This is a genomic window from Caballeronia sp. LZ003, assembly GCF_031451465.1.
Classification (GTDB): Bacteria; Pseudomonadota; Gammaproteobacteria; order Burkholderiales; family Burkholderiaceae; genus Caballeronia.
In genome coordinates, this window is sequence record NZ_JARUXJ010000255.1 from 1 (window position 1) to 9,770 (window position 9,770).

Genomic DNA, 9,770 nt, shown 5'->3' on the forward strand with positions numbered 1-9,770 from the left:
GCTCTCGTCGCTTTCGCCGTATTTCGTGCGCAGCGATTGAATGGTCTGGTCCAGTTCGAAGAGCATCGTGCGCTTCTGATCGTTGCGGATCATGCTTTGGATCCACAGGAAAGAACAGACGCGCGCGCCTTTCGTCACCGGAGAAACGCTATGCAGACTGGACGATGGATAGAGCACCAGGTCGCCCGCCGGAAGACGCACCTCATGTTCGCCATAGGTGTCGCGCACCGTCAGATCGCCGCCCTCGTAATCATCTGGCGCGCTGACGAAAAGCGTAGCTGACAAGTCCGTGCGCATCCATCCGGGCTGCGTCGGCGTCGCGCGCACGGCCCCATCAACGTGGAATCCGTAATGCTCGTGATGCGCGCCTTCGTAACGGTTGAACAGCGGCGGCGACACGCGTAAGGGCAGTGCGGCCGAAAAGAGAAGCCTGTGGCGCTTCAGCGCATTCTCGACGAGCAGACGCAGCGCCGGCATCTCGGGCGCATGTTCCGGCAACTGCTGGTTCTGCTTGACATGCGCACCTTGCGATCCAACCGTGACACGGCCATCGACCCACTGCGCGGCATCGAGCTTTTCACGCAGATGCGCGAGTTCGTCGGCGCTCAGAACTTCGGTTATGTGCAGCATCATGATGCGTGATTCCGTGTTGTATTGCGCCGCCCGCCGTGCGTGTTGTTGCCCATGATTCCACGCGGTGAGCGACCGTTCTCAGAAGCTGATGTTCGCGGTCACGACCGCCGTGCGCGGTGCGCCGGGGAAGTAGCGATAACCGCTCTTGTTGATCGACGCGACATAGCTGCGATTGAAGATGTTGTACACGTTCAGTTGCAGGTTCAGGTTCTTGGTCACATTGTAGGTGGCCAGGGCGTCGAAGACCCAGTATGCGTCGGTGTGATCCGGCGTGCCGACCGCGCCGTCCGTGCCCCTTTGCAAGCCGCTCACGTAGCGCGCGCCGCCGCCGAGCGTGAAGCCGTACGGCAGCTTGTACGTCGTCCACAGCGAAAGCGCGTTGCGCGGCGTGTAGGAAAGCAGCGTCGAGCCGTCCTGCGACACGGCGGTGCCCGCGGCGACCTTCGCGTCCTGATATGTATAACCGGCGATGACCGACCACGCCGGCGTGATCTGACCTTGCGCGCTCAATTCGACGCCTTGCACGCGTTTCTTGCCGATCTGTCCGTATGTGCCGTCATCGAGCAATTGCACTTCGTTGGTGATGTCCGTGCGGAACAGCGCGGCGGTCGCCAGCAGCCGATGCCCGAAGAGTTCCCACTTCGTGCCGAGTTCGTACGTCTTGGCTTTTTGCGGCGCGAAGTCAATGCGATTCACACTGTTGCCCGTGCCGCCCGCCGCGAGCGCGAAGTTCGATCCGCCCGGCGGCTGCTGCGAGATGCCGTAGTTGAAGTAGACGTTGCCGTTGTTTGTGATGCGATACAACGCGCCCGCTTTCCAGTCGATCAGATTGCCGTTGGTCGATGCATCGATCGTCGTGACCGGCGAGCCTGCCGATACGCCTGTCGGACACGTGACGACGGTCCGGCCTGTGCCGCCGCACGCCGTAGCGCTATTGTAATCGGTGTTGTAGTGATCCCAGCGCAGACCGCCATTCAGTTCGATACGGCTACCGATCGAGATCGTATCGAACGCGTACGCGGCGATGGTGTTCGTCGTGCCGGTGGCATTGGCGCCGTTGCGGCCGTAGTTGGTCGCGAACACGTCGCTGTTCGGCGCGTAGATGCTGACGGCCGGTTCCGTCGGCGTGTTGTGACCATAAATCGTCTGCTCTTCGCGCGTCAGTTCGAAGCCCGCGCTGACATCGTGCTTGACTGGTCCGGTATTGAACGTGCTCGTGACGTTGGTCTGATTGGTCAGGATGCGGTTGTTGCTGTCGCGCAGATTGGGCGTGCGCGTCATCGTCCACGTCGCGGGATTCGCGGGATTCGGAATCGTCAGATTGCTGGCGGCCGCCATAAACGACGTCAGCAGATAGTCCTGCTTCGTTTCGGCCCAGCGCGTGGTGTTGCGAATGGTCGTTGCGTTGTTCAGCCGATGCTCAATGCGCACCGTCGCCATGTCCGTAGTCGAATCGTCGTGATCGGATGCGGTGCCGTAGAAATTGTGCGTGTCGACCTTCGGCGCGGTCGCGAGCACGCCGAGCGCCGCGCTCGGCGCGGTGTAGCCGGGCAGACCGATGGTCGATACGCCGCCATCCGGAACGTTATCCTGTTTCACGTGCATGTAGTCGATATAGACCGTCGTCGGCGTATTCAGCCCGAACGCCAGCGATGGCGCAATCCCCCAGCGCTTGTTTTCGACTTCATCGCGGCCCGCGACGTCCGCCTTGTGGCCCATCATGTTCAGGCGGAACGCGGAGGTATCGTTGAGTTTATGATTCCAGTCGAGCGTGCCGCGCGCATAGTCCGACGTGCCGCCGGACAGACTCGCATCGAACGTGTTCTCGAGATTTGGCTGCTTCGTCACGAGATTAATGGAACCGCTCGGCGCGCTGCGTCCGTAGTCCGAGCCGGACGGTCCCTTGATGACTTCAACCTGCTCGTAGTTGAACATGTCGCGATACACCGTGCTCGTATCGCGGATGCCATCGATATAGATGCTATTCGACGTGTCGAGGCCGCGCATGTAGATCGCGTCGCCCGTGCTGGTGCTGCCGTTCTCACCCGCGTAGAACGTGCCGACGCCCGGCACGTTGCGCAGCGCCTCGGTGAGCGTGGTGGCCTGCTGATCGCGTATCACGTCCTTGTTGATGATCGTGATGGTTTGCGTCGTATCTTCGATCGGCTGCGTGAATTTCGGCGATGCAAGCGTTTCGCTCTTGTAGTCGCTGTTCGGCGACGCGGTCACGCGCACGGCGGGCAGCGTCTCGCTTTGCGACGCCGTCAGCGTCTGCGACTGAATTTCGGTCTGCGCGACTTGCGACGTTTGCGCGTCCGTGGTGGTCTGTGCCGCGACGGGCAGGGCGCAAGCCAGCGCGATACCGCCCACGATCGTTGCCCGTGCGGCGGCGCCGGTCAACGTTGTGCCAGCAGGAATGGCGCGACAAGGCGCGAGTTTTCGACTACGAATGTAGGCCATCTTCAGCTCTATGAAAATAGGAGTCCTGTATGAATACAGGCGCATGGACCGGTTACGCCCCGGTAATTAGCGGAGCTGGCTAGGCGATCGGGCGCATTGACATCGATGCGTTCCCGCGCATTGGCTGACGGTGATTTAGAGCAGTGAATCGACGCTCGAATAAACGAGGCGTGACCCCCGTGCGCAGGAGGTGCACGTCGAGCGGCCAGTGCGATTCGGCTACCGCGGTGCTCGTCGCGATTGCGCTGCACGCTCCTTCCAAAGTACAGGGAAAGCTTACGAAACGACCTTGTAAGAAAGCGTGACAAATGTAAATGGTTCGCATTCAGAAGTCAATGGCTTCTTAAAAGGACATTCTTAATATCCAGTCTTCCGTTCGCGTGGCTATACGGCGCACTACAGCTTTTGTACTGCGCGGGGATAGCGTTTTCAAACGCGAATCATTCATTGGCCCCGAAAGTGTTTTGACATCGGCGGCAGCGTGCCGCGAAAGCATAACCATGAACGTTCTCTCGGCACCTTCATCGACGCCCGGTCAGGCAAAGCAGCGACGCGGTTTCTGGCTCAGGCATCTGCATCGCTGGCATTGGATCAGTTCGGCAGTCTGCCTCGTCGGCATGATAGCGTTCGCCGTAACGGGCTTCACGCTCAATCACGCGAGCCAGATCGAGGCGCATCCGAGCGTCACACGGGCGTCTGCCCGGCTTCCCGATGCACTTCTAAAAATCCTCAGCGCTGCGCCGAAGCATGGCGCCGTGCCCGGTGCAATCGCTCGCTTTCTCGACGACCAGTTCAATACCGACACGGACGCGCGCGACGCGGAGTGGTCGAGCGGGGAAGCGTATATCGCGCTGCCACGCCCCGGCGGCGATGCGTGGGTCAGCATCGACCTCTCCAGCGGCAACGTCCAATACGAACTTACGAAGCGCGGCTGGATTTCTTATCTTAACGACCTGCACAAGGGCCGCAACACTGGCGGCGCGTGGAGTCTTTTCATAGACGTCTTCGCGTGCGCATGTGTCGTTTTCAGCATCACCGGGCTGTTTCTTATAAAGCTGCACGCGCGCCATCGCGGCGCGACGTGGCCGCTCGTCGGTTTGGGATTCGTCGCGCCGGTGTTGCTCGCGATCGTTTTCATCCATTAAATATCAACGATAAAAAGAGAGCCGACTTGCGTCGATTGCTACCCGTTACGCTCGTCAGCGCCGTCGCTGTGCCGCTCACGGATGCGGCACACGCGGCGGAAATGAACGTCACGGTGGTTATTCCCCGGCTCGATGTCGCCGAGTATCACAAGCCTTATGTGTCGATGTGGATCGAGAAGGTGGATCAGACGCCAGTCACGACGCTGGCCGTCTGGTACGACGGAAAGAAAAAGGACGGCGAAGGCACGAAGTGGCTCAAGGACATCTCGCATTCAAGAATTCGATATTCGCGTCCGCGCTTGCGCTGACGCTGGCGCCCGCCGCGTCGCACGCGCATCGCATGTGGATTCTGCCGTCGGCGACCGTGTTGTCAGGCACCGATCCGTGGATCACCGTCGATGCAGCGGTCTCCAACGACCTCTTCTACTTCGAGCATTTTCCGCTGTGTCTCGATGGTCTCGTCGTCACGGGGCCGGATGGCAATGCGGTCATGTCGGAGAACGCGAGCACGGGCCGCTATCGCAGCGTGTTTGATGTGCATCTGACGCAGGAAGGCACGTACAAGATCGCGGTCGAAAGCCACGCGCTGTTCGCGAGCTACAAGGTCAACGGTGAAACGAAACGCTGGCGCGGCAATGCCGAGACGCTCGACAAGAACGTGCCCGCCGACGCGCAGGATCTGAAGGTGACGGAATCCAACACGCGCGTTGAATCGTTCGTGACGCGGGGCAAGCCGACCTCCACCGCGCTTACAAACTCAGGGCGCGGACTCGAAATGACGCCGCTCACTCATCCGAACGATCTGGTCGCCGGGACGCCCGCGAGCTTCCGGCTTGTGCTCGACGGCAAGCCCGCAGCCAACGTGAAGGTCACGGTGGTGCCGGGCGGCATTCGCTATCGCGATCAGCTTAACGAGCTTGACGTGACGACCGATGCCGATGGCCGGTTCAGCGTCAAATGGCCAGCGCCCGGCATGTACTGGATGGAGGCCGGCGTGCAGGACGCGCAGACGAACACGAAGCAGGCGCAATCGCGGCGCGCGAACTACGGCGCGACGCTCGAAGTGATGCCTCAGTGATCCACGTCGAACCTATCGACGTCGCGTGCGCGCGCCGCGTCGTCGTGCCGTTAGGCTTGATGCCGGACACGCTGGCCGCCATGAGCGATGGCCGCCTCGCGCAGTTCGGCGGCGACACGATGGGCACGACATGGACCGTGGGCTGCGTACTGTCGCCACAACATGACGACGCACATGTCGATTCGACGATCCGAAACGCGCTTGACGCGATCATCGCGGAGATGAGCCATTGGCGCGCGGACTCAGACATCGGCCGCTTCAATCGCGCGCCGTCAGATACGTGGATCGACATGCCGCCCGCATGTTTGCGCGTGATCGACACGGCGCTGCAAGTTGCGCGTTTGACGGGCGGCGCATTCGATCCGAGCGCGGGTCCGCTGGTCGATCTGTGGGGCTTCGGTCCCGCCGGGCGCTGCGAGCGCGTGCCCTGCGCCGACGACGTCGAAGCCATGCGGCGGCGCTGCGGATGGCAACGCATCGAACTCGATCGCGATGCGAATCGCGTCAGGCAACCCGGCGGAGCGGTGCTCGATCTCGGATCGATTGCTAAAGGCTTCGCGGTCGATGCGATTGACGATGCGCTCGGCGCGCTGGGTATCGCGCATCGGCTGGTGGTGGGCGGCGAGTTGCGCGGCGAAGGCGTGAAGCCTGATGGCTCGCCCTGGTGGGTCGAAATCGAGACGCCGCCGTAGCAGGACCTCGGCGCGCCGCTTTTATCGCACGATCTGATCGCGCTGCATGGATTGTCGGTTGCAACTTCGGGCGACTACCGCCGCTATTTCGTCGATGCAACCGCGCGTCATCATGCGCATATTGTTGATCCGCGTACCGGCTATCCGGCGAGTCATGCGCTTGCTTCCGTGACGGTGCTGCATCGCGAATGCATGCGGGCGGACGCATATTCGACCGCGTTGATGGTGCTCGGCCACGATGCCGGCATGGCGTTCGCGCGGCGCGAGCGGATCGCGGCGCGCTTTGTCGTGCGGACCGTGGACGGCTTCATCGACAGTGTCAGCCCCGCGTACGCCGGGATGCTCGAATGAAGCGCGCGGCGCAGTGGTGGTCGGCGCTGTCCATTGGCAGCGCCTGCGCCGTGTGCTGCGGTGGCGCGCGGCCGATCATGGCGTGCGGCATTGTCGTGTCTTACGCGGCGATGTGTCTGGCGGCCCGCAGCGCGCGTCGTCATCCCACGGCGGCGAGCCATTTCGATACTGCGGACAAGCCGACGCTCGTCGCGTACGCGAGCCAGACCGGCTTCGCGGAAGAATGCGCCGCGCACAGCGCGCGTCTCTTGGGCGATGCGTGCATCGAGCTGAAATCCCTGGACGAAGTCGATGCCGAGGCGCTCAACCGTTATCGGCGGGCGTTCTTCATCGTTAGCACGACGGGTGAGGGAGATGCGCCGGACAATGCATCGCGTTTCGCCGGTCACGCCATGCAGTCGCTCGCGCCGAAACTTCCGTCACTTCCGACGCTGCGGTACGGTATTTTGGCGCTGGGCGATCGGCATTACCGCGACTTTTGCGGCTTCGGTCATCGCGTGCACGCGTGGTTGCGCGAACGCAGCGCGCAGCCGCTTTTCGACATCATCGAAGTCGATAACGGCGATCCTGCCGCTTTGCGCACATGGAACGCGCATGTATCGGCGATCGCGGGCGGCGATTCTAACGCGCCGATGCCCGCATTGAAGCCATTCGAGCGCTGGACACTAACGAATCGGACGTTGCTCAATCCGAGCAGCGCGGGACGTCCGGCTTATCACATTTGCCTTACGCCGACAGAAAGGGCCACGCTCGAGTGGCAAGCAGGCGATATCGCGCAGATCCGGCCGCGGCACGCGATTCAAACAGTTCGCACATGGCTGCAAGGTAAGCGACTCGGCATGACCGTTTCACAGTACTGAATTTCTCGATGCATGATAAGCGCGTTCAGATTGACGGAGACAGTCAGCCATGTCGAACGCAGCGGGCCGTACGCATCCCCGTCGCACGTATGCGCAAGAATTCAAGCAGCAGGTGATCAGGGAGACATTGGAACCCGGCATGTCAGTGTCGATTGTTGCGCGACGGCACGACATCAACGCCAATGTAGTGTTTGGATGGCGCAAGCAATACCGTGAAGGTAAGCTGCCTGTCCCTGCACTCGAAGCCGCGTCGAGCGTGCCCAGCATGAATTTGCTGAGCGTCGAGGTGGTTGACTCGGCATTGGTACTGCAGCCGCCGGAGTCGGCAATGGCGTCGCAAGCGCCACGCGGCGTACCGATGCCGCCCCCTGCGTGCGAAATCGAGGTGGAGATTGGCAAACGGCGTGTGAGGATTCGCGGCCTGTCTGCCGAGCGCGCCGAAGCGTTCCTGCAGGATTGTCTGAAGTGATCGCGCTGCCGGCAGGTACGCGCGTTTGGCTCGTGGCCGGTGCGACCGATATGCGCTGCGGCTTCCAGGGGCTGGCCGCGAAAGTGCAGACAGCGCTCAAGGAGAATCCGCTGGGTGGCAACGTATTCATCTTCCGCGGCCGCCGCGGCGATCTCGTGAAGTTGCTTTGGGCAACCGACGATGGCCTCTGGCTGCTCGCAAAGCGATTGGAGCGAGGCCGGTTCATCTGGCCACAGGCCGACGGTGGAAAGATCCATCTAACGAGCGCACAGCTGTCAATGCTCCTCGAAGGCATCGACTGGCGACACCCACAACGCACCGCCGCTCTGTCGATGTTGTAAACCACATCGAAGGCTCGTAAACTGCGACGCATGTCCAGAGATGCGCCGCTTCCCACCTCCGTCGCTGAGCTCCAAGCTTTGGTGCTCGAGCAGCAGGCGTCGATCGAGAACATGGTGCGGGAGATTGCCGCACGGGACGACGAAATCGAACGCTTGAAGGCGCAGATCGACAAGCTCAGGCGGATGTACTTCGGGAGCAAGTCCGAGAAACTGGCCCGGCAGATCGATAAACGGGAGGCGCAGCTGGAAGACCTGACGGCCGGTCAGGGCGCGGCCGAGAAGCGAGGACACCGAGACAAGACGTCGACGGCGCCGCCCGGTCGAGCGCCCACGCGAGAGCCGCTGCCGCCGCACTTGCCACGCGATGAAATCGAACTCACACCGAATCCGGCTTGCCCCAAGTGTGCGACAACGATGCAGCGACTCGGCGAGGATGCCTCCGAGCAACTCGCGCGCGTGGCGGCTGTGTTCAAAGTGATCCGCACGATCCGTCACAAGCTGTGCTGTCCTGACTGCGGCCACATCGAACAGCCCGCGATGCCCAGCCTGCCGATCGAGCACAGCATTGCGCATCCGAGCCTGCTGGCCGACATTGCGGTATCGAAGTTCGCCGATCATCAACCGCTGTATCGCCAATCGGAGATTGCGGCACGCGACGGCGTGACGCTGGATCGCGCCAGCATGGGCCGCTGGATCGGGCAGATCGCCGAGCTCTGCGGGCCGCTTGTGGAAGCAATCCAGCGCTACGTGCTCGTCGCCGGCAAAGTACACGTCGACGACACACCGGTTGCGGTGCTCGCGCCAGGCAACGGAAAGACGGTGACCGGCCGCTTCTGGGTCTACGTACGTGACGATCACCGCTCGGGCTCGAGTGAGCCGGCTGCGGTATGGTTCGACTTCTCGTCGAATCGCAAAGGCGTACATCCTCAGACCCGGCTCGCCGCATTCCGCGGGACCCTGCAGGCCGATGCTTACGCGGGTTTCGATCAATTGTATGCGAGCGGCGAGATCCACGAAGCGGCATGCTGGGACCACGCGAGGAGGTATATCTACGATGTTCACGCGCGCACACCGACTCCAGATACCCAGCGACTGCTCGAGATGATCGGCGAGCTCTACAGTATCGAAGCCGACATCCGCGGCAAGGCGCCTGACGAGCGTCTGCGCTTCAGGCAGGAAAAGACCAGGCCGTTGCTCACGAAGCTCGAAGCGACAATTAGGGCGAAACTCGCGACACTGTCGACGAAGTCCGCGCTCGCCAAAGCCATCAACTACTCGCTGAACCACTGGGCGGCGCTCGTGTATTACTGCGAGGACGGTCGAGTCGAGATCAGCAACGTGCTTGCCGAGAACGCGCTGCGCTGTGTCGCACTCGGACGCAAGAATTATCTGTTCGTCGGCTCCGACAGCGGAGGCGAGCGAGCCGCCGCGATGTATAGCTTGATCGGGTCGGCAAAGCTCAACGGGATCAATCCGCGCGCCTACCTGGAATACGTCCTAACCCATATCGCTGACCACAAGATCTCACGCATCGACGAATTGCTGCCCTGGAACGTGGCCGGCAAACTGAAGCCGGCCACTCCGCCTACGCCTTAACCGGATAGATCTGGATAGATTTGGATAGATCATGTCCACGATTGCTGATGAAGTGACCCCCGAAAGTTGGACGGTGTGACAGCTATGCTGTTGCGAGCAGAGACCGGTATGCGACCGGGCTCACGCCTCCTAGCTTCATCTTGAT

Annotated in this window: 8 protein-coding genes and 2 pseudogenes; 8 read left to right on the forward strand and 2 right to left on the reverse strand. The window is 61.7% G+C overall.

What is annotated here, in order from left to right; all coding sequences use genetic code 11:
- Both QCE79_RS38225 and QCE79_RS38230 read right to left on the reverse strand, forming a co-directional pair.
- Nucleotides 1-633, reverse strand: a 633-nt coding sequence (locus QCE79_RS38225) for a Fe2+-dependent dioxygenase (protein ID WP_309854109.1), incomplete at its 3' end; no start/stop codon positions are given.
- A 78-nt stretch (nucleotides 634-711) separates the two neighbouring features.
- The gene (locus tag QCE79_RS38230) at nucleotides 712-3,093 is read right to left on the reverse strand and encodes a catecholate siderophore receptor Fiu (protein ID WP_309854112.1); all 2,382 of its coding nucleotides are present in this window, start codon (nucleotides 3,091-3,093) and stop codon (nucleotides 712-714) included.
- A 500-nt stretch (nucleotides 3,094-3,593) separates the two neighbouring features.
- Between QCE79_RS38230 and QCE79_RS38235 the strand changes: the two genes are divergently transcribed.
- The 8 genes and pseudogenes from QCE79_RS38235 to tnpC all read left to right on the forward strand — a co-directional run bounded on the left by QCE79_RS38235 (nucleotide 3,594) and on the right by tnpC (nucleotide 9,625).
- Nucleotides 3,594-4,238 (forward strand): PepSY-associated TM helix domain-containing protein, encoded by a 645-nt coding sequence (locus QCE79_RS38235; RefSeq protein ID WP_309854115.1) that lies wholly within the window; start codon nucleotides 3,594-3,596, stop codon nucleotides 4,236-4,238.
- 26 nt (nucleotides 4,239-4,264) lie between these two features.
- Nucleotides 4,265-4,504, forward strand: a pseudogene (locus QCE79_RS38240) (DUF2271 domain-containing protein); the annotation flags it as partial.
- Between the two features lie 74 nt (nucleotides 4,505-4,578).
- Nucleotides 4,579-5,316 (forward strand): DUF4198 domain-containing protein, encoded by a 738-nt coding sequence (locus QCE79_RS38245; protein WP_309854125.1) that lies wholly within the window; start codon nucleotides 4,579-4,581, stop codon nucleotides 5,314-5,316.
- 119 nt (nucleotides 5,317-5,435) lie between these two features.
- A pseudogene (locus QCE79_RS38250) lies at nucleotides 5,436-6,359 on the forward strand (FAD:protein FMN transferase).
- Nucleotides 6,356-7,219, forward strand: coding sequence for a flavodoxin domain-containing protein (locus tag QCE79_RS38255; RefSeq protein ID WP_309854118.1), 864 nt, complete (start codon nucleotides 6,356-6,358; stop codon nucleotides 7,217-7,219). The pseudogene QCE79_RS38250 and the gene QCE79_RS38255 overlap by 4 nt, the downstream one beginning before the upstream one ends.
- A gap of 49 nt (nucleotides 7,220-7,268) precedes the next feature.
- A complete protein-coding gene (gene tnpA, locus QCE79_RS38260; protein ID WP_284503555.1) occupies nucleotides 7,269-7,688 on the forward strand; it encodes an IS66-like element accessory protein TnpA in 420 nt (139 codons plus the stop codon).
- Nucleotides 7,685-8,029 carry an IS66 family insertion sequence element accessory protein TnpB gene (gene tnpB / locus QCE79_RS38265; RefSeq protein ID WP_250469971.1) on the forward strand — a complete coding sequence of 115 codons (345 nt, stop codon included), beginning with the start codon at nucleotides 7,685-7,687 and terminating at the stop codon, nucleotides 8,027-8,029. The genes tnpA and tnpB overlap by 4 nt, the downstream gene beginning before the upstream one ends.
- A 30-nt stretch (nucleotides 8,030-8,059) precedes the next feature.
- Nucleotides 8,060-9,625 carry an IS66 family transposase gene (tnpC, locus tag QCE79_RS38270; protein ID WP_309854122.1) on the forward strand — a complete coding sequence of 522 codons (1,566 nt, stop codon included), beginning with the start codon at nucleotides 8,060-8,062 and terminating at the stop codon, nucleotides 9,623-9,625.
- Nucleotides 9,626-9,770: the final 145 nt, after the last annotated feature.

Excerpts from the sequence above, each read along its gene's own strand:
- QCE79_RS38230 (WP_309854112.1), bottom strand. The coding sequence starts at position 3,093 with ATGGCCTACATTCGTAGTCGAAAACTCGCGCCTTGTCGCGCCATTCCT.
- QCE79_RS38235 (WP_309854115.1), top strand. The coding sequence starts at position 3,594 with ATGAACGTTCTCTCGGCACCTTCATCGACGCCCGGTCAGGCAAAGCAG.
- QCE79_RS38245 (WP_309854125.1), top strand. The coding sequence starts at position 4,579 with ATGTGGATTCTGCCGTCGGCGACCGTGTTGTCAGGCACCGATCCGTGG.
- QCE79_RS38255 (WP_309854118.1), top strand. The coding sequence starts at position 6,356 with ATGAAGCGCGCGGCGCAGTGGTGGTCGGCGCTGTCCATTGGCAGCGCC.
- tnpA (WP_284503555.1), top strand. The coding sequence starts at position 7,269 with ATGTCGAACGCAGCGGGCCGTACGCATCCCCGTCGCACGTATGCGCAA.
- tnpC (WP_309854122.1), top strand. The coding sequence starts at position 8,060 with ATGTCCAGAGATGCGCCGCTTCCCACCTCCGTCGCTGAGCTCCAAGCT.